At 55.0% G+C, this 3332-nt stretch carries 1 tRNA gene and 2 rRNA genes; all 3 read right to left on the bottom strand.

The features are described 5' to 3' along the window. Positions 1-77: transfer RNA gene (locus CG51_RS18420), tRNA-Met, on the bottom strand. Positions 78-116: 39 nt separating this feature from the next. After that, a 5S ribosomal RNA gene (gene rrf, locus CG51_RS18415) occupies positions 117-231 on the bottom strand. A gap of 103 nt (positions 232-334) precedes the next feature. Further along, positions 335-3165 (bottom strand): 23S ribosomal RNA (locus tag CG51_RS18410). Between the last annotated feature and the right edge of the window lie 167 nt (positions 3166-3332).

Here is a 3332-nt window from a genome sequence, read left to right as displayed (position 1 = left end):
TGGTTGCGGGGACAGGATTTGAACCTGTGACCTTCAGGTTATGAGCCTGACGAGCTACCGGGCTGCTCCACCCCGCGGTGGTATTTGATCGTTTTGAGAGTTGAGCTTCTCATCAGGTCTGGCGGTGACCTACTCTCCCACGTCTTGAGACGCAGTACCATTGGCGCGCCGGCACTTAACGGCCGAGTTCGGGATGGGATCGGGTGTTTTGCTCGTGCTATGACCACCAGACCTGATGAGAAGCTCTCCGGCATGACTGCCGGTTACATCAGTTTTGTTTTCCGCGTTTTGTTTGCTTTTGACAGTGGAGGCTATTGCCTGTCTTCCACTGGATCAAATCAAGCCTATCGAGCAATTAGTACCGGTCAGCTGAACGCGTTACCGCGCTTACACCTCCGGCCTATCGACGTGGTGGTCTTCCACGGCTCTCAAGGGAGACCTTGTTTTGAAGGGGGCTTCCCGCTTAGATGCCTTCAGCGGTTATCCTGTCCGCTCATAGCTACCCAGCACTGCCGTTGGCACGACAACTGGTCCACCAGTGGAGCGTTCACCCCGGTCCTCTCGTACTAGGGGCAACTCTTCTCAAGTCTCCTACACCCACGGCAGATAGGGACCGAACTGTCTCACGACGTTCTAAACCCAGCTCACGTACCTCTTTAAATGGCGAACAGCCATACCCTTGGGACCTGCTCCAGCCCCAGGATGAGATGAGCCGACATCGAGGTGCCAAACGATGCCGTCGATATGGACTCTTGGGCATCATCAGCCTGTTATCCCCAGAGTACCTTTTATCCGTTGAGCGATGGCCCTCCCACTTGGGACCACCGGATCACTATGGCCGACTTTCGTCTCTGCTCGACTTGTCAGTCTTGCAGTCAGGCTGGCTTTTGCCATTGCACTCAACGAGCGATTTCCGACCGCTCTGAGCCAACCTTCGCGCGCCTCCGTTACTGTTTGGGAGGCGACCGCCCCAGTCAAACTCCCCGCCACGCATGGTCCCGGACCCGGATAACGGGCCGCGGTTAGACATCAAGAGTGCGAAGGGTGGTATCTCAAGGGTGGCTCCACCGGAACTGGCGTCCCGATTTCAAAGCCTACCACCTATCCTGCACATCGCAATCCTGATGCCAGTGCGAAGCTGGAGTAAAGGTTCATGGGGTCTTTCCGTCTAACCGCGGGAAGTCTGCATCTTGACAGACAGTTCAATTTCGCTGAGTCCACATTTGAGACAGCGGGGAAGTCGTTACGCCATTCGTGCAGGTCGGAACTTACCCGACAAGGAATTTCGCTACCTTAGGACCGTTATAGTTACGGCCGCCGTTTACTGGGGCTTCAATTCGGAGCTTGCACCCCTCCTTTTAACCTTCCAGCACCGGGCAGGCGTCAGACCCTATACGTCGTCTTGCGACTTCGCAGAGCCCTGTGTTTTTAGTAAACAGTCGCCACCCCCTAGTTTGTGCCCCCCACCCACAGTTGCCTGCGAATGGGGCCTCCTTCTCGCGAACTTACGGAGGTATTTTGCCGAGTTCCTTAAATGTGGTTCTCTCAAGCGCCTTGGTATTCTCTACCAGTCCACCTGTGTCGGTTTAGGGTACGGTCTCATGGAGGGCTATTTCCAGGAACCCCTAAGCAGCCCATTCAATCCGATAAGGATGAACTACCGTCGGGATCCGTCACCATCTCCTGGCCCAGGAATATTAACCTGGTTCCCATCGACTACGCCTTTCGGCCTCGCCTTAGGGGCCGGCTTACCCTGCTCAGATTAGCTTTAAGCAGGAACCCTTGGACTTTCGGCGACAGGGTCTCTCACCCTGTTTGTCGCTACTCATGTCAACATTCTCGCTTCCGATCACTCCACCGGATGCCTCACGGCCCGGCTTCACAGTAAGCTCCGAGCCTCCATTGCCCCGAAGGGCACAAGAGGCATGGAACTATATCACGGAACGCTCCGCTACCACGCACACTGAGTGTGCATCCTAAGCTTCGGCTCGTGGCTTGAGCCCCGTTACATCTTCGCCGCAAGACAGCTTATCTAGACCAGTGAGCTGTTACGCTATCTTTAAAGGATGGCTGCTTCTAAGCCAACCTCCTGGTTGTTTTGGCCGTCTCACATGCTTTCCCACTTAGCCACGAATTGGGGGCCTTAGCTGTAGGTCAGGGTTGTTTCCCTCTTGACGACGGACGTTAGCACCCGCCGTCTGTCTCCCGGATAGTACTCTTGGGTATTCGGAGTTTGGTTAGGCTCAGTAAGTCTGTGGGACCCCATCACCCATCCAGTGCTCTACCCCCCAAGGTATTCGTCCGAGGCGCTACCTAAATAGCTTTCGCGGAGAACCAGCTATCTCCGAGTTTGATTGGCCTTTCACCCCTAGCCACAGCTCATCCCGACCTTTTTCAACAGGTGTGGGTTCGGACCTCCAGTAAGTGTTACCTTACCTTCATCCTGGCCATGGCTAGATCACTCGGTTTCGGGTCTGATCCCACGAACTCATGCGCCCTTTTAAGACTCGCTTTCGCTGCGCCTACACCTAACGGCTTAAGCTTGCTCGTGAGACCAAGTCGTTGACCCATTATACAAAAGGTACGCCGTCACCGCTCAAGGCGGCTCCGACTGCTTGTAGGCGTCCGGTTTCAGGTACTGTTTCACTCCCCTCGTCGGGGTGCTTTTCACCTTTCCCTCACGGTACTGGTTCGCTATCGGTCAGCAAGGAGTACTTAGCCTTCGGGGGTGGTCCCCCGATCTTCAGACAGGATTTCACGTGTCCCGCCCTACTTAATATGTCCCGTGGAGCTTCCTGTACGGGGCTGTCACCCGCTATGGCCCGCCTTTCCAGACGGTTCCAGTCACTCTTCCAGGCTCGGCTGGTCCGCGTTCGCTCGCCACTACTAACGGAGTCTCTATTGATTTCCTTTCCTCCGGGTACTTAGATGTTTCAGTTCCCCGGGTTCGCTTCAAAACCCCTATGTGTTCAGGGTAATGATACCTGGTTTTGCCCGCTGATGATTACTTGCGTAACAACAACGAACAATCAGGTGGGTTGCCCCATTCGGAGATCTTGGGATCAAAGCCTATTCCCGGCTCCCCCAAGCTTATCGCAGGGTATCACGTCCTTCATCGCCTCTTGCTGCCAAGGCATCCACCAAACGCCCTTATCGCGCTTGATTTGATCCAGAAGAAGACAGGCTTCTTCCGGTGTCAAAAGCATGCACTTTCCCAGTTCCCGCAGACTGGTTCGTTCTGCGGCAACTTTTGGTTAGTGTACTAGACTTGGAAAACAATATCGCTTTGTCGCGTCACGCGACCGGTCAGCCCATACTCGGGTAACCAGCGA

Source organism: Haematobacter missouriensis, from assembly GCF_000740775.1.
GTDB lineage: Bacteria > Pseudomonadota > Alphaproteobacteria > Rhodobacterales > Rhodobacteraceae > Haematobacter > Haematobacter missouriensis.
This window is presented reverse-complemented; position numbering and strand designations above follow the sequence as displayed.